14 protein-coding genes are annotated in these 18,103 nt (G+C 68.6%); 6 read left to right on the plus strand and 8 right to left on the minus strand.

Features of this window, described 5'->3' with window-relative positions:
• Window positions 1–58: 58 nt before the first annotated feature.
• Window positions 59–571 carry a DinB family protein gene (locus tag ACW4TU_RS14715; RefSeq protein ID WP_457428266.1) on the plus strand — a complete coding sequence of 171 codons (513 nt, stop codon included), beginning with the start codon at window positions 59–61 and terminating at the stop codon, window positions 569–571.
• A gap of 95 nt (window positions 572–666) precedes the next feature.
• On the opposite strand, the gene ACW4TU_RS14720 is transcribed toward ACW4TU_RS14715, so the two are convergent.
• The 7 genes from ACW4TU_RS14720 to ACW4TU_RS14750 form a co-directional block, all read right to left on the minus strand.
• Complete coding sequence (locus ACW4TU_RS14720; protein WP_457428267.1) at window positions 667–1,815, minus strand: ABC transporter ATP-binding protein; 1,149 nt, start codon at window positions 1,813–1,815, stop codon at window positions 667–669.
• Window positions 1,808–2,860: an ABC transporter ATP-binding protein gene (locus ACW4TU_RS14725; protein WP_457428268.1), complete on the minus strand. Its 1,053-nt coding sequence runs from the start codon at window positions 2,858–2,860 to the stop codon at window positions 1,808–1,810. Before ACW4TU_RS14725 ends, ACW4TU_RS14720 begins: the two co-directional genes overlap by 8 nt.
• An 11-nt stretch (window positions 2,861–2,871) precedes the next feature.
• Window positions 2,872–3,813 carry an ABC transporter permease gene (locus ACW4TU_RS14730; protein ID WP_457428269.1) on the minus strand — a complete coding sequence of 314 codons (942 nt, stop codon included), beginning with the start codon at window positions 3,811–3,813 and terminating at the stop codon, window positions 2,872–2,874.
• Window positions 3,806–4,738, minus strand: coding sequence for an ABC transporter permease (locus ACW4TU_RS14735; protein WP_457430102.1), 933 nt, complete (start codon window positions 4,736–4,738; stop codon window positions 3,806–3,808). The genes ACW4TU_RS14730 and ACW4TU_RS14735 overlap by 8 nt, the downstream gene beginning before the upstream one ends.
• A gap of 145 nt (window positions 4,739–4,883) precedes the next feature.
• Complete coding sequence (locus ACW4TU_RS14740; protein ID WP_457428270.1) at window positions 4,884–6,518, minus strand: peptide ABC transporter substrate-binding protein; 1,635 nt, start codon at window positions 6,516–6,518, stop codon at window positions 4,884–4,886.
• A 723-nt stretch (window positions 6,519–7,241) separates the two neighbouring features.
• The gene (typA, locus tag ACW4TU_RS14745) at window positions 7,242–9,149 is read right to left on the minus strand and encodes a translational GTPase TypA (protein ID WP_457428271.1); all 1,908 of its coding nucleotides are present in this window, start codon (window positions 9,147–9,149) and stop codon (window positions 7,242–7,244) included.
• A 146-nt stretch (window positions 9,150–9,295) separates the two neighbouring features.
• The gene (locus ACW4TU_RS14750) at window positions 9,296–11,608 is read right to left on the minus strand and encodes an ABC transporter family substrate-binding protein (protein WP_457428272.1); all 2,313 of its coding nucleotides are present in this window, start codon (window positions 11,606–11,608) and stop codon (window positions 9,296–9,298) included.
• 420 nt (window positions 11,609–12,028) lie between these two features.
• On the opposite strand from ACW4TU_RS14750, the gene ACW4TU_RS14755 reads away from it, so the two are divergent.
• From ACW4TU_RS14755 to ACW4TU_RS14770, 4 genes are all read left to right on the plus strand, one after another.
• On the plus strand, window positions 12,029–12,319 hold the full coding sequence (locus ACW4TU_RS14755; RefSeq protein WP_164315677.1) for a hypothetical protein: 291 nt from the start codon (window positions 12,029–12,031) through the stop codon (window positions 12,317–12,319).
• A gap of 137 nt (window positions 12,320–12,456) precedes the next feature.
• A complete protein-coding gene (locus tag ACW4TU_RS14760) occupies window positions 12,457–13,215 on the plus strand; it encodes a hypothetical protein (RefSeq protein ID WP_457430104.1) in 759 nt (252 codons plus the stop codon).
• Window positions 13,216–13,235: 20 nt separating this feature from the next.
• Window positions 13,236–15,176: a fumarate reductase/succinate dehydrogenase flavoprotein subunit gene (locus tag ACW4TU_RS14765; RefSeq protein ID WP_457428273.1), complete on the plus strand. Its 1,941-nt coding sequence runs from the start codon at window positions 13,236–13,238 to the stop codon at window positions 15,174–15,176.
• A complete protein-coding gene (locus ACW4TU_RS14770; protein WP_457428274.1) occupies window positions 15,173–15,967 on the plus strand; it encodes a succinate dehydrogenase/fumarate reductase iron-sulfur subunit in 795 nt (264 codons plus the stop codon). Before ACW4TU_RS14765 ends, ACW4TU_RS14770 begins: the two co-directional genes overlap by 4 nt.
• A 62-nt stretch (window positions 15,968–16,029) precedes the next feature.
• Here ACW4TU_RS14770 and ACW4TU_RS14775 read toward each other — a convergent pair whose 3' ends face one another.
• Entirely contained in the window at window positions 16,030–16,335 is a 306-nt protein-coding gene (locus ACW4TU_RS14775; protein WP_457428275.1) for a hypothetical protein, read from the minus strand.
• A gap of 173 nt (window positions 16,336–16,508) precedes the next feature.
• Between ACW4TU_RS14775 and ACW4TU_RS14780 the strand changes: the two genes are divergently transcribed.
• Window positions 16,509–18,077, plus strand: coding sequence for a hypothetical protein (locus tag ACW4TU_RS14780; protein WP_457428276.1), 1,569 nt, complete (start codon window positions 16,509–16,511; stop codon window positions 18,075–18,077).
• Window positions 18,078–18,103 lie beyond the last annotated feature (26 nt).

Here is an 18,103-nt window from a genome sequence, read left to right on the forward strand (position 1 = left end):
ACCGGAAGGCGGCTTATTCGTTCGACAGTCGACCGCCGATCCGGGATGCTCACCGTCGATGACACGAACCGATACGCCCCCCGCGTGGGACGAGCGCACTCAGTTGTCCACCTTCCTCGACTACGTACGTGCCACCGCCGTCGCCAAGTGTGAGGGCGTCTCCCCCGAGGACGCCGTGAAGGCGCCGCTGCCGGGATCGCCGTTGATGACCCTGTGCGGGCTGATCAGCCACCTGCGGTGGGTCGAGTTCTGGTGGTTCCAGGTGATCTTCCTGGACGAGGAGCTCGTCGGCCCGCTCGTCGACGCCACCGACGACGACCCGGACCCGGAGATGCGGCTGGCCGTGGAGACCCCGCTCGCTCAGCTCCTCGCCGAGTACGAGGAACAGAGCGCCCGCTACCGGGAGTTGGTCGCGACCCACGACCTCGAAGACAGGGCCGGCAAGCCCATCCGCGACGGCCGCCAGGTGAACCTCCGCTGGGTGATCCTCCACCTGATCGAGGAGACCGCCCGCCACAACGGCCACATCGACATCGTCCGCGAACTGACCGACGGTGTGACGGGGCACTGACCGGTGGGTCGCGCGGGACAGCGGCGGCCCATGGTGAAAAGCCGGTTCCCGGCACCCACGGGGGGTGCCGGGAACCGGCGGAGACCAGCGGGACGTCAGGCCGCGTGGACGACGTCCTTCTCCTCGGCGAAGTGGCACGCCGACTCGTGGGCGGCCTCGGAGTCCGAGCCCCTGAAGCGCTCGGGGACCGCCAGCAGCGGCGTCTCCTCGGCGCACTTGTCCTGCGCCTTCCAGCAGCGGGTCCGGAAGCTGCAGCCGGACGGCGGGTTGGCCGGGGACGGCACGTCGCCGGTCAGGATGATCCGCTCACGGCTCTCACGGACCTCCGGGTCCGGCACCGGGACCGCCGACAGCAGCGCCTGGGTGTAGGGGTGCGTCGGATGGTCGTAGATCTGCTCGTCGGTGCCGATCTCGGCCATCTTGCCGAGGTACATGACCCCGACGCGGTCCGAGATGTGCCGGACGATCGACAGGTCGTGCGCGATGAAGATGTAGGAGAGGTTGAACTCGTCCTGCAGTCGCTCCATCAGGTTGATGACCTGCGCCTGGACGGACACGTCGAGGGCCGACACCGGCTCGTCGCAGATGATGATCTCCGGGTTGAGAGCCAGACCGCGCGCGATGCCGATGCGCTGACGCTGACCGCCGGAGAACTGGTGCGGGTACCGGTTGATGTACTCCGGGTTGAGACCGACGACGTCCAGCAGCTCCTGCACCTTGCGGCGCCGGTCGCCCTTGGGGGCCACCTCGGGGTGGATGTCGAAGGGCTCCCCGATGATGTCGCCGACCGTCATACGCGGGTTGAGCGAGGTGTACGGGTCCTGGAAGACCATCTGGATGTTGCGGCGTACGGCCTTCAGCGCGCGCCCGGACAGCTTGGTGATGTCCTGGCCCTTGTAGAAGACCTCGCCGGCCGTCGCCCGCTCCAGGTTCATCAGGAGCTTGGCCACGGTGGACTTGCCACAGCCGGACTCACCCACGATGCCCAGGGTCTCGCCCTGGTACAGGTCGAAGGAGATGCCGTCGACCGCCTTGACGGCGCCGACCTGCTTCTTGAACAGCACACCCATGGTGAGCGGGAAGTGCTTCACCAGGTTGCGCACCTGGAGGATCGGCTCGCCCCGCTCGACGGGCGCCTCGATCGCGGCGACCGACTCCTCGCCGGACCGGGCGTCGACCACCTCGACCTCGGAGACGTTCGGCGTGACGTCCTGCGGCTCCTCGTTCTTGCTGAGCTCAGCCATGGATCGTCTCCTTCCAGAAGTGGCACGCCGAACCGCGGCCGGCCAGCTCGGTGCCGTCCCGCTCGGTGACCTGCAGCAGGTCCGGGACCTGCGTACGGCAGATGTCCTCGGCCTTGGGACAGCGCGGGTTGAAGGCGCAACCGGCCGGAACGCGCAGCAGGTTGGGCGGCAGCCCCTTGATCGCGTACAGCTCCTGGCCCTTCTGGTCCAGGCGCGGGATCGAGTCCAGCAGGCCGCGGGTGTACGGGTGCGCCGGACGCTTGTACAGCTCGTGGACCGGGGCACGCTCCACGATCCGGCCCGCGTACATCACCGCGATCTTGTCCGCGACGTCGGCGACCACGCCCAGGTCGTGGGTGATCAGGATGAGACCCATGTTGTACTCGCGCTGCAGGTCGGCGAGCAGGTCCATGACCTGTGCCTGGACCGTCACGTCGAGGGCCGTGGTGGGCTCGTCCGCGATGATCAGATCCGGCTCCAGGGCCAGCGCCATGGCGATCATGATGCGCTGGCGCATGCCCCCGGAGAACTGGTGCGCGTAGTCGTTCACACGGGCGGCGGCGGCCGGGATCTTCACCCGGTCCATCAGCTCGATCGCCTTGACCTTGGCGTCCTTCTTGGACATGCCGTGGTGGACGCGGAACATCTCGCCCAGCTGGTAACCGACGCTGAGCACCGGGTTGAGCGAGCTGAGCGCGTCCTGGAAGATCATGGCGATGCGCTGACCGCGGATGCGGCGGCGCGCCTCGGCGGACATCTTGAGCATGTCCTGCCCCTGGAAGAGGATCTCCCCCTGGGGGATCCTCGCCGGCGGCATGTCGAGGATGCCCATGATCGCCTGTGCGGTCACCGACTTGCCGGAGCCGGACTCACCGAGCACGGCGAGCGTCTCGCCCGCGTGCACGTTGTAGTTGACACCGTTGACGGCTCGTACGACTCCCTCACGGGTGACGAACTCGACGTGCAGGTCACGCACTTCGAGCAGGGCGGCGTTCTCGCCGTCACGGGGCCCCGGTACCGGAGCGACTTCTTCGATGGTGGTCATGTACGCCTCCCTCAGCGTGTCTTCGGGTCAAGGGCGTTGCGGACCGCTTCGCCGAGCATGATGAATGCCAGCACCGTGATGGTGAGCATGATCGACGGGTAGAGCATGATCCACTGGGCCACCCGGATCTGGGCGCCGCCGTCCGAGATGTCGTTGCCCCAGGAGACGCCGTTCAGGCCGAGGCCCAGGAAGGACAGGGTGGCCTCCGCGCCGATGTAGACGCCGAGCGAGATGGTCGCGACGACGATCACCGGGGCCAGGGTGTTGGGCAGGATGTGCCGGAACAGGATGCGCGGGGTACTGGCACCCAGCGCCTTCGCCGCCTGGACGTAGTCGGACTGCTTGGTGGTGATCACCGCGCCGCGCATGACGCGGGCCAGCTGGGTCCAGCCGAAGAAGCCCAGGGCGCCGATGACGACCCACGCCGTGCGGTCCGGGAAGGAGTTGAGGACGACCATGGTTCCCAGCAGGAACGGGATACCGAAGAACACGTCCACGAGCCGGGACAGGATCGAGTCGATGATGCCGCCGAAGTAGCCGGCGATCATGCCGACCAGACCGCCCACGACCGTGACGAGGACCGTGGTGCCGAAGCCGACCGCTATGGAGGCCCGGGCACCGTAGATGAGCCGGGCGTAGACGCTGCGGCCCTGCTGGTCGTAGCCCAGCCACTCGGGCGAGAAGACCTTTCCGAGCTGTGGCTTCTGCAGGTAGTGCTTGGCCAGGTCGCCGTAGGCCGGGTCGGCGCTGGTGAACAGGCCGGGGAAGAACGTGATCGTCAGCAGGAACAGGATCAGCACCGACGAGACGATGAAGATCTTGTTGCGCCGCAGGTCCTGCCAGGCGTCGCCCCACAGACTGCGGGCCTTCTCGGCCTTGATTGGCTGCGGTTCGGGGGCGGGCGCGCTCAGGTCGTCCGGTGCGGCGACATCGGTTTTGGTCAGGTCAGGCATAGCGAATCCTCGGGTCAAGGACCGCGTAAAGCAGGTCGACAAGGAGGCTGGCGACGAGGTAGACGAGCACCAGGATGGTCACCAGACCCACGAGGGTGGTGCCTTCCCGGCGGACGAGCGACTGGTAGATCGTGCCGCCGATGCCCTGGATGTTGAAGATGCCCTCGGTGATGACGGCACCGCCGAGCAGGCCGCCGATGTCCGTGCCCAGGTAGGTGACCACGGGGATCATCGAGTTGCGCATCAGGTGGACGGTCACCACGCGGCGCCGGGGCAGGCCCTTGGCGATGGCCGTACGGACGTAGTCGGCGCGCATGTTCTCGGCGATCGACGTACGGGTCAGCCGGGAGACGTAGGCGAGTGACGCCGTGGCCAGCACAATCGCCGGCATCAGCAACTGACCATAGTTCGTGGCGTCGTTGACATTCGGCTCCAGCCACTGGAGTTCGTCGGCGAAGATCCACTTGAGGATGAAGCCGAGGACGAACACCGGGACCGAGATCAGCAGCAGGGTGATCAGCAGCACCGCGGTGTCGGCGGCGCGTCCGGCGTGCAGGCCGGCGAAGACACCGAGGCTGATCCCGACGACGATCTCGATGGCGAAGGCGAAACCACCCAGGCGCAGGGTCACCGGGAAAGCGTCGCCGAGCACGTCGGTGACGGGGCGTCCGCTGGCTATCTGCGTGCCGAAGTCGGCGTGCAGGATGATGCCCTTCATGTAATTGAAGTACTGCACAAAGATGTTCTGATCCAGGCCGTACTCGTGCCGCAGCGCGGCGATCACCTGCGGGCTGCCGCCCTTGTCGCCGAACAGCCCTTGGACGGGGTCACCGGGCAGGGCGTAGACCATCAGGAAGATCAGCAGGGTCGTTCCGAAGAACACCGGGATCATCTGGAGCAGTCGTCGTGCGACGTAGCGCCCCATCATGCCTCCAAAAAAAGTCACAGTGGCAGCAGACGGGCCCTTCCCCCGCGCACCGCTTCGCGATGCGTGTGGAAAGGGCCCCCCGACCGCTGCCACTGCTGTCCGGGACTCGATGTGAGCGCCCCGGACAACGGGCTGTCTTCGGTTACTTCTTCTTGACCTGGACGCCGGTCAGGATGGGGTCGCCGTCCTGACCGAACTGGACGCCCGAGACCTTCTCCGAGTAGCCCGCGTTGACCTTGTAGTACCAGAGCGGAATGCTCGGCATGTAGTTCGGGAGCTGCTTCTCGATCTCCTGGTACGCCTTCACCGAGTCGTCCAGCGTGGCGGCGCTGTCGGCGGCGGCGATCTCCGTGTCGATCGTCTTGTTGGAGAAGCCGCTCTGGTTGCCGTCCGACTTGGTGCCGTACAGGTCCCGGATGAAGTTGGCGTTCATCGGGAAGTCGAGCACCCAGCCCGAGCGGTACAGGGACTTGACCTGCTTGGCCTTACGGGCCTGGAGGTCGGCCTGGAAGTCGGGCTTCGAGTCGCCGGAGCACTTGACACCGGTGGCGTTGGTGATCGAGTTGCAGACCGCCTCCACCCACTCCTTGTGACCGCCGTCGGCGTTGAACTGGATGGTGATGGCGTTGCCCGGAACGCCGCCGCCCTCCTTGATGAGCGCCTTGGCCGCGGCCGGGTCGTACTTGGTGGCGTCACCCGCGGCGTCCGGCTCGTAGCCGAGAACACCCTTCGCGACCCAGCCGGTGGCGGGCTCACGGGTGCCCTGGAGCACGGTCTTGGTGATGGTGTCGCGGTCGATCGCCCTCGACAGGCCCTGGATGACCTTCGGGTTGATGTTCTTGAACTGCTTCGAGTAGAAGGCCGGGGCGATGGTCTGGATCGCCGAGTAGGCCTGGTCCACGGCACGGTCGCCGAGGTCCTGCTTGTAGACCGGCAGGTCCTTCGGGGCGACCTGGGTGATGACGTCCAGGTTGCCGGACTTCAGGTCCTCGTAGGCCGTCTCGGGGGTGGAGTAGTTCTTGAAGACCACGCCGCCGTTCTTCGCCGCGTTCGAGCCCGTGTACCCGGCGTACTTCTTGACCGTGATGGCCTTCTTGTGGTCCCAGCTGACGAACTGGTAGGGACCGTTGCCGACCGGCTTCTCACCAGCGGCCTTGGGGTCCTTGTAGAAGGACTCGGGCAGCGGGGAGAAGACCTGGTAGCCGAGCTTGTAGACGAAGTACGGGATCGCCTTGGTCAGCTCGATGGTGAAGGTGGTGTCGTCCACGACCTTCAGGCCGGACAGCTCGGTGGCCTTGGGGGTGCCCGACTCGGGGGCGACCGCGTCGTAGCCCTTGATGTCCGAGAACCAGAAGCTGTTGGTCTGCTTGTTCGCCGGCGCGGCGGCCCAGTTCCAGGCCTTGACGTAGGACTCGGCGGTGACCGGGGTGCCGTCGTGGAACTTCCAGCCGGACTTGAGCTTGACCGTGAAGGTCTTGCTGTCCTTGGTGTCCACCGACTCGGCGTTCATGTAGACGATCTTGCCGCTCGAGTCGTAGTCCACCAGGCCGGTGAACAACGAGTTGATCACGATGCTGCCGTAGGACTCCATGGTGTTGGCCGGCTGCAGCGGGTTCTCCGGCTCGCCGGACTCGACCGTGAACGTACCGTTCGCGTCGATCGCGGACTTGCTGCCGCTGTCGCTCTTGTTGTCGTCACTGCCACCACCGCAGGCGGTCGCACTCAGTGCCACAACCGCAGCTATCGCGACCCACTTGGCGCTTCTGGCACCGCGCATGGGTTCCTCCTCATAAGTCCATTGGTTCACCGCGAAAAAGAGAGCAGACGACACACCACCGCCACCGTTGCCGGTACCGAGAAAGCCAATGCCCCCCACGCTCGCGAGTCCGCACAGTTTGCTGTGCGTGACCCGTTGACCCGAGCTCTACGCGCCTAACTATCTGCCATGCGACATACCCGAACCACACCCACAAGGTCTCGGTTCGATCACACCTGCCACATACTTCTTCCAAAATCCGGACAAACAGTTTGCCGAAAGACCCCTGCGAAACGGACTTGTTACACATCTATCGGAAACAACTGTCCGCATTCCGGACATGGTGGAGCGGAAAATGAGTTGCGTACGCCGTGGCCGCCATACGCGCTTCCTTGGGCGGCGCCCACAGGCCTTGAACGCGGGGAGTGACATCTGACCCGTCATCAGCGCACTGCCGCGACAGGGTCTCTCGGCGGCCGAAGCCCCACGGGCCCTCCGCCGGTAGGCCGGCGACGGCACAGCGGGCGCACAGACACATGTCCCACGACCGCCGGTCGATCCCCATCCAGCAGCAGGGTAGTGCGGGCGGCACGCGTGTGAGAGCCCGCGTCTCCAATTGAAGGGTTTTCCCCCTATGCCCCAACGACGACACCGGGCACCCCCGCCGTGAAGCGGGCATACCCGGTGCGTTCGACGAAGGCCCGGCGTCAGCCGCGCCCGCCCGTACTGGCCCTGCCGGCCGTCCTAGCCGTGCTTGGCGCGGCTCGCGGTGCGACCGCGCTCCTTCTGGTCCAGCACGACCTTGCGGATACGCACGGCCTCCGGAGTCACCTCGACGCACTCGTCGTCGCGGCAGAACTCCAGGGACTGCTCCAGGGAGAGCTTGCGCGGCGGCACGATCGCCTCGAACGAGTCGGCGGCGGCCGAGCGCATGTTGGTGAGCTTCTTCTCCTTGGTGATGTTCACGTCCATGTCGTCGGAGCGCGAGTTCTCTCCGACGATCATGCCCTCGTACACCTCGGTGCCGGGATCGGTGAACAGCACACCACGCTCCTGGAGGTTCGTCATCGCGAACGCGGTGACAGCACCCGCGCGGTCGGCGACCAGCGAGCCGTTGTTACGGGTCGTCAGGGTGCCGAACCACGGCTCGTGGCCCTCGTGGATGGAGTGGGCGATGCCCGTGCCGCGCGTACCGGTCAGGAACTCGGTCCGGAAGCCGATGAGACCGCGGGAGGGGACGACAAACTCCAGCCGGACCCAGCCGGAGCCGTGGTTCGACATGTTGTCCATCCGGCCCTTGCGGACGCCCATGAGCTGCGTGACCGCGCCCATGTGCTCCTCGGGCACGTCGATCGTCATGCGCTCGACGGGCTCGTGGACCTTGCCGTCGATCACCTGGGTGACGACCTGCGGCTTGCCGATGGTCAGCTCGAAGCCCTCACGGCGCATCTGCTCGACCAGGATGGCGAGCGCCAGCTCACCACGGCCCTGGACCTCCCAGGCGTCGGGACGCTCGGTGTCGAGGACCCGCAGCGAGACGTTACCGATCAGCTCGCGGTCGAGACGGTCCTTGACCTGCCGGGCGGTGACCTTGCGGTCCTTGACGGCGGCCTTGTTGTCCGCGCCCTTGCCGGTGGCGCCGCGGCCGACCATCGGCGAGGTGTTCGTACCGATCGTCATGGAGATCGCCGGCTCGTCGACCGTGATGAGCGGCAGCGCGATCGGGTTCTCGGGGTCGGCGAGGGTCTCGCCGATCATGATGTCCGGGATACCGGCGACGGCACAGATGTCACCCGGGCCGGCCATCTCAGCGGGCCTGCGGGTGAGCGCCTCGGTCATCATCAGCTCGGTGATGCGGACGTTGGACATCGTGCCGTCGCGCTTGATCCACGTGACGGTCTGGCCCTTGCGCAGCTCGCCCTGCTCGACGCGGAGCAGCGCGATACGGCCGAGGAAGTTGTCGGCGTCCAGGTTGGTGACGTGCGCCTGGAGCGGGGCCGCCTCGTCGTAGGACGGGGCCGGGACGTGCGACAGGATCGTGGAGAAGAACGGCTCCAGGCTGTTGCTGTCGGCCGGGACGGTACCGTCCTCCGGCTTGGTCAGCGAGGCGACACCGTCACGCGCACACGCGTAGACGATGGGGAACTCGATCTGCTCCTCGTCGGCGTCCAGGTCCAGGAAGAGGTCGTACGTCTCGTTGACGACCTCGTCGATCCGGGAGTCCGGGCGGTCGGTCTTGTTGATACAGAGGATGACCGGCAGGCGCTGCTGGAGCGCCTTGCGCAGCACGAAACGGGTCTGCGGCAACGGCCCCTCGGAGGCGTCGACGAGCAGAACCACGGCGTCCACCATCGACAGACCGCGCTCGACCTCACCACCGAAGTCGGCGTGGCCAGGGGTGTCGATGATGTTGATGGTGATGACGTCCCCCCCGTCCTTCGGGTGGTACTTCACCGCCGTGTTCTTGGCGAGGATCGTGATGCCCTTCTCACGTTCCAGGTCGTTCGAGTCCATCATGCGGTCGTCGAGCGACTCGGCGGCGTGCGCGGCGAAGGCACCGGCCTGCTTCAGCATGGCGTCGACCAGTGTCGTCTTCCCGTGGTCGACGTGGGCGACGATGGCGACGTTGCGGATGTCGTGGCGCGTGGCCATAGTGCGGCGTACTCCCGGAGTTGAGGACGGCCTGCGCGTACGACTGCGTCACGCGGGCCCTGCCGGGCTGAACATGCCACGGCCTTACCCCATGGTACGGGCCCGGCGCGGCAGGGGCTCGCCGGGACGTACCGATGAGGCGACCGTCACGGTCGGGATGACGGCCTGCTGCCCGATGTGACGCCCTTCTTCAGGAAGCCCATGTCCTCGTAGACGGGGGTCTGGAAACCGAAGGCGCCCAGGTTGGCGACGTTCTTCCGCACGGCCGTGAGCTGGGGCCGCTGGAAGAGCGGAATGGATCCGCCGGCCGCCCAGATCCGGGCGTCGGCCTTCCGCACCAGGGAGGCCGACCTGCCCTCGTCCAGGGTGGCGATGGCCTGGTCGAACAGCTGGTCCACCTGGTCGGTGCCGACGCGGGTGTAGTTCTGCTCGACGTTCAGCGACCCGTCGGCGGCGGGCACCGGCTTGGCGTAGATGGGCCGCGCGTCGGTGGCGGGGAAGGCGGACGCGGGCCACGAGTAGAGCGCCAGGTCGTACTGCCCGCTGGCGATGTGGTCCCTGAAGTAGCTGTCGTCGGACACCTTGGTGATCGCGGTACGGATACCGACCCGGTCCAGCATCCGCGCGATCCGCTCGCCCACGGCCCGCAGCGTGGCGGAGCCCGGCCCCGAGGGGAGTACGAACCTCAAGGTCAGCGGCTTGCCGTCCTTGGCGAGCGCCCCGGCGGCGGCTCCGGCGGGAGCAGGGGTGCCCTTGGGCGCGTAGGCACCGGGCGCACCGCCCTGCTCCGGGTGCTTGTGGAGGGACTGCTTGCCGTCCTGGGCGAGGTCCTTCTTACCCGAACCGTCCCGGTGGTCACGGTGATCCCGGGGGTTCTGATGGTCCTCGCGGACGGGCTCGCCGTACGGCTTGTCGTCGTCGCCGACGACATAGGTGCCGTCGTCGTCATCACTGCCCTTACTGGCCTTGGGTGACGCCTTGGACGACGCCTTCGAGGAGGCTTTCGGGGAGGCCTTCGGGGAGACTTTCGGCGCGGCGGACCTGCCGCCGGCCTTCTCGCCCTCACCCCCGGCGACCTTCTCGCCGTCCTTCTTCTTCGGCTTCCCGAGCGGGCCGCCCTGCACCCACCCGGCGTCGGCGAGGAGCGCCTCCGCCTCGTCGGTGTCCTGGCCGCCGAGCGCGCCGCTGTTGTCGGCGTACGCGGCCTGCCCGGAGAGCGCGAGATGACTGCCGACGGGTACGGCGGGCAGCCCCAGCGGCTTGAGTACGAGGCCGGCGATCTCCTCGCGGTCCAGTGCGCGGGCGACCGCGCGGCGGACGCGTTCGTCGGCGAGGGGCCCGCCGGCGCCGTTGAGGGCGAGCTGGGTGTAGGCCGGTTCGAGGGACTTGCGCACCTCGAACGCGCTGAGCGACCGCTGCTGCTCGGCGTACTTGGTGGCCGCGTCGCGCTGTTTGCGCCGGGCGCTGCTCTCCGCCCCGGCGGCCTCGTCGTCGGAACCGTGCGCGAGGGCCCAGGAACGCAGGGCGCGGGCCGGGGTGAGCGCGGCGCCGGGGCCCTGGAGGGGGGTGGACTTGCCGCGCGCGGCGAGAACGATGCGCTCGGCCTCGGCGGGGTCGATCTCGGCGACGTCCACCTTGCCGCCGGCGAGCGCCTCGGTGCGCTTGTCGCGCGGTACGGCGTGCAGCACGATCCCGTCGAGCCGGGGGGCGCGCCCCCACCAGCGCGGGTTGCGTACGAGCACCACGTCGCCCTCCGCCTTGGCGACCTTCTTGAGACCGAAGGGGCCGGCGGTGACCTTGAGCTTGCGCCGCGCCCCGTCGTTGAAGGAGTCGGGGGTGCCCATGACCTCTTTGGGATACAGGGGCGAGAAGAGCGACTTCCAGTCGGCGTAGGGCCGGCTGAAGGTGACCTTGACCTCAAGGTCGTTCGCGCCGCGCTGCACCTTCTCGATACGGTCGTACCCGGCGTTGCGGGCGGTCCAGTACGCCGAGTCCTTGCCGGACAGGGCACGCCACTGGGCGGCGAAGTCGGCGGCGCCGATCTCCCGGCCGTCGCTCCAGACCGCCTGCTGGTGCAGCTTGTAGAGGACGACCTGCTTGGGCTCGGTCTCGACGACCTTGGCGGACTCCAGGAAGTCGGCGTTGCGCTGGGGCCGCCCGTTCACGTCGAGCCGGTACATCGACGGCAGCACGGCCTGCGCGATCCGGGTGGTCGTCGCGTCGGCGTCCGCCTGGAAGGTGTTGAGCGTCTCCGGTACGGAGTCCACGGCCCAGCGCAGCGTGCCGCCGTCGGCGAGCCGGTCGCGGGCGGCGGGCGCGACGTCCTGCCCGGCGAGCGGCTTGCTCTCTTCGTCCTGGTCACCGCCGCACGCGGTGAGCAGAGGCACGGCGAGCACGCCGGCGGTGAGGAAGGCGACCGAGCGCGTTACCGCGCGCAGTCCGACGCCGTGGTGGGACATCAGGTCTACCTCCGGTGGCGCGTTAATTGGCTGATCAGATGTACGGCCACTGAAGAGGAAAGGGTTCGGCGGCGGCGGGCGACACGGCGGCGCGGGGCACGAAGCCCAACCGTTTGGAGCAACAAACCTTTCCCACGCACCCACCCACCCGTTTCGGCCCGATCTCCAGCTGACCTTGAGCCTCTGGCACCGGCCCGCACCCCCTAGCCCGTCCGGCGTTTGAGGACGAGGCCCCTTCAGGGCCGAAGCGGGGGATGGGGGCGGCGCCCCCAGGGACGCGCACCCCGACGCACCCCCGCACGCCCCCTCCCTCAGCCAATCCCTGCACACCGCTTCCCACCGGCAGGTGTGACGCGCAACACTCTCAGGCGCATGAACGTCTCCACCCAGGGCCCGACCGCCCGGAAGTGAGGTCACGTCATGTCCGTGCACGACGAACTGACGTCAGTACAGCGCTGCCTGGACGACCTGTTGCGTTCGATGGGCCGCCTGGAACAGCAGATCGGCAAGGGCGGCCTGGAAATGCGCCGCCTCCGCAGCGACGCCAACCACCTGCGCGAGAGCCTCGCGCTGCTCCGCGAGGCCGCCCCCGCGCTCGCCCAGCCCCGGCGCCCCGACCTCGTGACGATCCCCGACACCCCGTACGACAACAGTCTGTGGACGGACTCGGACGACGAAGGACTCGGCGCCCACGACCGTCACGCCCCCTGAGAATCCGACCGGAGTTCTCCTTGGCCACTGAAACCGGTACCGACAGCGGTACCGATCCCCACTCCGACCCCGATCCCCGTTCCGATACGGACTCCCATCCGCGACGCGGCGGCGTACGGACCCGTACACGCGCCGCCATCGACGCCCCGCATCTGCGGACCGACCGCTGGTGGCTGGCGCCCGCCGCCACGGCCGCCGGTCTGCTGGCGTTCATCGTGTACTCGACCTGGCGGGCGTTCGCGAACGCCGACTACTACGCGGCCCCGTACGTCTCGCCGTTCTACTCACCCTGTCTGGCGGACAACTGCGCGCCCATGCGGCACGGCCCCAACGCCGATCTGTTCGGCGGCTGGTGGGGCGTCTCACCCGCGATCATCATCCTGATCTTCCCGCTGGGCTTCCGTCTGACCTGCTACTACTACCGCAAGGCCTACTACCGCGGCTTCTGGGCGTCCCCGCCCGCCTGCGCGGTGGCCGAGCCGCACAAGAAGTACACGGGTGAGACGCGCTTCCCCCTCGTCCTGCAGAACATCCACCGCTACTTCTTCTACGCGGCTCTGCTGGTCGCCTGCATCCTCACCTACGACACGGTGCTGTCCTTCCGCGACGAGCACTACCACTGGGGCCACATGGGCCTCGGCAGCCTCGTCTTCCTGCTCAACATCACGCTGATCTGGGCGTACACGCTCTCCTGCCACTCCTGCCGGCACATCGTCGGCGGCAAGCTCAAGCACTTCTCCAAGCACCCCGTGCGGTACCGCGCCTGGCAGTGGGTCGGGAAACTGAACGCCCGTCACATGCAGCTCGCCTGGGCGTCGTTGCTGAGCGTGGGCCTCGCCGACTTCTACGTGTACCTGGTCGCCTCCGGCGCCTTCGATGATCCGACCATCTTCTAGAAAAAAGGGAACAGCTTCTGATGTCCGTGGTCGACCGGCAGGAATGGGACGTCGTCGTAGTCGGCGCGGGCGGCGCCGGGCTGCGCGCCGCCATCGAGGCGCGGGAGCGTGGCGCCCGTACGGCGGTGATCTGCAAGTCCCTCTTCGGTAAGGCGCACACCGTGATGGCCGAGGGCGGGATCGCCGCCGCCATGGGGAACGTCAACAGCCACGACAACTGGCAGGTCCACTTCCGCGACACCATGCGCGGCGGCAAGTTCCTCAACCAGTGGCGGATGGCGGAGCTGCACGCACAGGAAGCACCGGACCGGGTCTGGGAGCTGGAGACCTGGGGCGCCCTCTTCGACCGGACCCGCGACGGCCGGATCTCCCAGCGCAACTTCGGCGGCCACGAGTACCCGCGCCTCGCGCACGTCGGCGACCGCACCGGTCTCGAACTCATCCGCACCCTCCAGCAGAAGATCGTCTCCCTCCAGCAGGAGGACAGGAAGGAGACCGGCGACTACGAGTCCCGGCTGAAGGTCTTCCAGGAGTGCACGGTCACCCGTGTGCTGAAAAACGGCGACCGCGTTTCAGGTGTCTTCGCCTACGAGCGTGAGACGGGCCGTTTCTTCGTCATCGAGGCCCCTTCCGTCGTCATCGCGACCGGCGGTATCGGCAAGTCCTTCAAGGTGACGTCGAACTCGTGGGAGTACACGGGCGACGGCCACGCGCTGGCGCTGCTCGCCGGGGCGCCGCTGCTCAACATGGAGTTCGTGCAGTTCCATCCGACGGGCATGGTCTGGCCGCCGTCCGTCAAGGGCATCCTCGTCACGGAGTCGGTGCGCGGCGACGGCGGGGTGCTGCGCAACTCCGAGGGCAAGCGGTTCATGTTCGACTACATCCCGGACGTCTTCAAGGAGAAGTACGCCCAGTCCGAGGCCGAGGGCGACCGCTGGTACGAGGACCCCGACAACAACCTCCGTCCCCCCGAACTGCTCCCCCGGGACGAGGTGGCCCGCGCCATCAACTCCGAGGTCAAGGCGGGGCGCGGCTCCCCGCACGGCGGTGTCTTCCTGGACGTCTCGACACGGATGCCGGCCGAGGTGATCCGGCGCCGACTGCCGTCCATGTACCACCAGTTCAAGGAGCTGGCGGACGTCGACATCACCGCCGAGGCGATGGAGGTCGGGCCCACCTGTCACTACGTGATGGGCGGTATCGCGGTCGAGTCGGACACGGCCGCCGCACGCGGCGTACCGGGCCTCTTCGCGGCCGGCGAGGTCGCGGGCGGGATGCACGGCTCCAACCGGCTCGGCGGCAACTCCCTCTCCGACCTGCTGGTGTTCGGCCGTCGCGCGGGCCTGCACGCGGCCGAGTACGCGAACTCGGTCGCCGACCGCCCACCCGTGGACGACGACCAGATCGACACGGCGGCGGCGGAGGCCCTGCGCCCCTTCTCGGCGGAGGAACCGACCCCGGGCGGGCAGAACAGCCGCCCGGCGGAGAACCCGTACACCCTTCACCAGGAGCTCCAGCAGACCATGAACGACCTGGTCGGCATCATCCGCCGCGAGGGCGAGATGGAGCAGGCGCTGGAGAAACTGGCCGAGTTGCGGGTACGGGCCCACCGCGCCGGCGTCGAGGGGCACCGCCAGTTCAACCCGGGCTGGCATCTCGCCCTCGACCTGCGGAACATGCTGCTGGTCAGCGAATGTGTGGCCCTGGCGGCGCTGGAGCGCACCGAGTCGCGCGGCGGCCACACCCGTGAGGACCATCCGGTGATGGACCGCGGGTGGCGCAACGTGAACCTGCTGTGCCAACTCTCCGATCCCGCGGCCGGGTTGGCGGCCACGGACCAGGTGAACGGTCTGATCGCCCTCACCCGCGAGACCACCGAACCCGTCCGCCCCGACCTGCTCGCCCTCTTCGAGAAAGAGGAGCTGGTCAAGTACCTCACCGACGAGGAGCTGTACGAGTGAGCAGCAGCGCAGTGAGCAGCAGCTACGAGGCCCGCTTCAAGGTGTGGCGCGGCGATGTGAAGGGCGGCGGGCTCAGGGACTTCGCGGTCGAGGTGAACGAGGGCGAGGTCGTCCTCGACATCATCCACCGGCTCCAGGCGACCCAGGCCCCCGACCTCGCCGTCCGCTGGAACTGCAAGGCGGGCAAGTGCGGTTCGTGCTCGGCGGAGATCAACGGGCGTCCCCGGCTGCTGTGCATGACCCGGATGTCGGTGTTCACCCGCGAGGAGACGATCACCGTAACTCCCTTGCGGGCCTTCCCCGTTGTCCGGGACCTCGTCACCGACGTCGGGTTCAACTACACCAAGGCCCGCGAGGTGCCGTCCTTCGTGCCGCCGGACGGAGTGGGCCCCGGTGAGTACCGGATGATGCAGGAGGACGTGGACCGCTCGCAGGAGTTCCGCAAGTGCATCGAGTGCTTCCTGTGCCAGGACACCTGCCATGTGGTCCGCGACCACGAGGAGAACAAGCCGGCGTTCGCCGGCCCCCGCTTCCTGATGCGGGTCGCGGAACTCGACATGCACCCCCTGGACGCGGCGGCGGAGTCCGGCCTGGACCGCAAGCGCACCGCCCAGGACGAGCACGGCCTCGGCTACTGCAACATCACCAAGTGCTGCAGCGAGGTGTGCCCGGAGGGCATCCACATCACGGACAACGCCCTGATTCCCTTGAAGGAACGGGCGGTCGACCGCAAGTACGACCCGCTGGTGTGGCTGGGCTCGAAGATCAGGAGGCGGTCGGAGAGTTCATGAGTCCAGGCGGCCATGAGCTCCGGAGAGGCCGGCGCGGGTGAGCTTCTTGCATGCCGCGCCGGTCACCCGTCGACGCGCTCCCGCGCACCCAGCACCTGGAGGTAGGCGCCCGCAATGATCATCAGTATGGCGGCGACGGGCGCGATGTCGCCGAGGACCCGGTGTCCGACGAACACGTGCAGCGCGCCGTACGACATCATCAGCAGCATGCCCAGGCCGAAAAGCATCGTTCCGTAGCCCCACAGCTCGGGTCGCACGGTCCGGTTTCGCAGCCATGGCAGCAGCCAGCCGGTTCGGGCCGCCACCGCACCGCTCACGACCTGACCGCCCAGCAACAGCGCGGCCGTCCCCAGCAGGTACTCGTTCACATCCCCCGCCCCCCTTCGAACACGTCTGCGGGGACCTTACCCATTCTTTCCCTCCCGCCACCCCTGCCCCGCCCCGGTCGCGCAGCCGCGATCACCCCCATACGCTCACAAACGTGACGCCCTTTCCTACGAGGGGCCGGCCGCGGCGAGCCGCCTCCCACATACCCGTGCGCGTGGCGCACACCGCGCTGGGCGGGGTGATCGGATTGATGTGGCTGGTGCTGCCCGGGGTGACGGCGGACCACGAGAGGTACGAGGGGTACGAGGTGCCCGTGCCGGTGGTCGGCAGCGCACCGGCCGTGCCCGACGGCTCCGATGCCTCGGCCGACGCGGCCCCGGAGGAGAAGTCCTCCACCGGCGATCTGGTCCTGCCCCTCGTGGTGGCGGGCGCGGCGGTCGCGGTGGCCGCGTACGGCTACGGCCGCCGCAGACGCCGTACCAGGACCCGTACGACTCCGGCCGCCCTGCCTCCTGCCGCACGGCCCACGACGCCCGAACTCGACCGGCAGGCCCGCAAGTCGCTGGTCGCGGCCGACGACTGTGTGCGCACCAGCCGTGAGGAACTCGGCTTCGTGGAGGGGCTGATCGGGGCTGAGACGGTCGCGCCGTTCACGGAGGCCGTGCGGTACGCCGAGGCCGAGCTGTCGGCCGCCTTCCAGCTGCGCCAGGCGTACGACGACAACCCGACGGACGCCTCCCGGAGCGCCCTCGACGAGATCGTCGCCCGGTGTGTGGACGCGGGGCGGCGACTGGACGCGGAGGCCGCCGGCTTCGACCGGCTGCGCGTCCTGGAACAGGACCTGAGCGGCGCGCTCAGACACGCCGAGGTGCGCTTCCGGGAACTGACCGGCCGTACGGGGGCCGCCGAGGCCACTCTCGCCGACCTGGGCGAGCGGTACGCGCCCGCCGCCGCCCTGTCCGTCGCCGGTCAGGTCGAACAGGCGAAGGACCGGCTGGTGTTCGCCACGACCGGGCTCAACCGGGCCCGTCAGTCCGCCGACCTGGGCGAACCGGACAGGGCGGTGCTGCATCTGCGCGCCGCAGAGGGCGCGATCGCCCAGGCCGAGGTGTTCGTGGACGGCGTCGACCGCCTCGTGTCCGCACTGGCCGCCGCCGCGCAGGCGGTTCCTGACGCGCTGGACGAGGTGGAGGCCGCGGTCGTGGAGGCGCGGGAGCGGCTGGCCGAGGGCGTGCGGGCGGGGGTGCCCGACGGTGCGCTGAAGGGGCATGTCAGTCGCGCGGGGGCCGCGCTGGCCGCCGTACGGGAGGAGGCCGCCGCCGGGCCCTACGACCCGCTGGACGCCCTGCGCCGGGTCGCGGTGGTGGCCGCGCCCCTCGGGACGGTGCCCGGTGCCGTGCGGCTCGTCGCACGCCTGGCCACCGACGCCGCCGACGGCTTCGTGGGCACGCACCGGGGCGCGGTGGGCGCCGAGGCCCGGACCCGGCTGGCCGAGGCGCGCCGGCTGCTGGACCGGGATCCGGCGGAGGCCGACGTCTTCGCGCTGCGGGCCCGCGAACTGGCCGAGCGGGATGTGCGCGCGCACGGGAATCCGTACGGCGGGCGGCCCGAGCACACGAACGGGGTCGCCGGGGCGGTCCTCGGCGGGATCCTGCTCGGGGATCTGCCGGACGCGGCGGCCGAGGCGCTGACCGGCGGCGCGCCGGGTTCGTTCGGCGGTCCCGCAACGCGTGCGCGACGGGGCCTCGCGTCGCCTCGTAAGAACTCGCCGGGAATTCCGTAAGGAAAGGAGGGGCGTCGCCCGCCGGA

It is taken from the genome of Streptomyces kryoterrae, from assembly GCF_054072135.1.

What these genes read in the sequence shown, in the direction of transcription:
- ACW4TU_RS14715 (WP_457428266.1), top strand. Translation starts at nt 59, where the DNA reads ATGACACGAACCGATACGCCCCCCGCGTGGGACGAGCGCACTCAGTTG.
- ACW4TU_RS14720 (WP_457428267.1), bottom strand. Translation starts at nt 1,815, where the DNA reads ATGGCTGAGCTCAGCAAGAACGAGGAGCCGCAGGACGTCACGCCGAAC.
- ACW4TU_RS14725 (WP_457428268.1), bottom strand. Translation starts at nt 2,860, where the DNA reads ATGACCACCATCGAAGAAGTCGCTCCGGTACCGGGGCCCCGTGACGGC.
- ACW4TU_RS14730 (WP_457428269.1), bottom strand. Translation starts at nt 3,813, where the DNA reads ATGCCTGACCTGACCAAAACCGATGTCGCCGCACCGGACGACCTGAGC.
- ACW4TU_RS14735 (WP_457430102.1), bottom strand. Translation starts at nt 4,738, where the DNA reads ATGGGGCGCTACGTCGCACGACGACTGCTCCAGATGATCCCGGTGTTC.
- ACW4TU_RS14740 (WP_457428270.1), bottom strand. Translation starts at nt 6,518, where the DNA reads ATGCGCGGTGCCAGAAGCGCCAAGTGGGTCGCGATAGCTGCGGTTGTG.
- typA (WP_457428271.1), bottom strand. Translation starts at nt 9,149, where the DNA reads ATGGCCACGCGCCACGACATCCGCAACGTCGCCATCGTCGCCCACGTC.
- ACW4TU_RS14750 (WP_457428272.1), bottom strand. Translation starts at nt 11,608, where the DNA reads ATGTCCCACCACGGCGTCGGACTGCGCGCGGTAACGCGCTCGGTCGCC.
- ACW4TU_RS14755 (WP_164315677.1), top strand. Translation starts at nt 12,029, where the DNA reads ATGTCCGTGCACGACGAACTGACGTCAGTACAGCGCTGCCTGGACGAC.
- ACW4TU_RS14765 (WP_457428273.1), top strand. Translation starts at nt 13,236, where the DNA reads ATGTCCGTGGTCGACCGGCAGGAATGGGACGTCGTCGTAGTCGGCGCG.